Here is a 383-nt window from a genome sequence, read left to right on the forward strand (position 1 = left end):
TCTAAGCGTGCTGGCGATGCGCTCGCTTGGTTGCAGCAATATCGACTACCTGGTACCAAACCGTTTCGAAGACGGTTACGGCTTAAGCCCGGAAGTGGTCGATCAGGCCCATGCCCGTGGCGCGCAGTTAATTGTCACGGTGGATAACGGTATTTCCTCCCATGCGGGAGTTGAGCACGCTCGCTCGTTGGGCATCCCGGTTATTGTTACCGATCACCATTTGCCGGGCGACACATTACCCGCAGCGGAAGCGATCATTAACCCTAACTTGCGCGACTGTAATTTCCCGTCGAAATCACTGGCAGGCGTGGGTGTGGCGTTTTATCTGATGCTGGCGCTGCGCACCTTTTTGCGCGATCAGGGCTGGTTTGATGAGCGTAACA

General features: G+C 55.6%; 1 protein-coding gene. It reads left to right on the top strand.

The features are described 5' to 3' along the window. The coding region (locus FVP33_RS18945) for a DHH family phosphoesterase (RefSeq protein ID WP_222706795.1) at nt 1-383 on the top strand (383 nt) is incomplete at both ends.

This window comes from Lacisediminihabitans profunda, assembly GCF_008040105.1.
In the GTDB taxonomy this organism is placed as follows: Bacteria; Actinomycetota; Actinomycetes; order Actinomycetales; family Microbacteriaceae; genus Lacisediminihabitans; species Lacisediminihabitans profunda.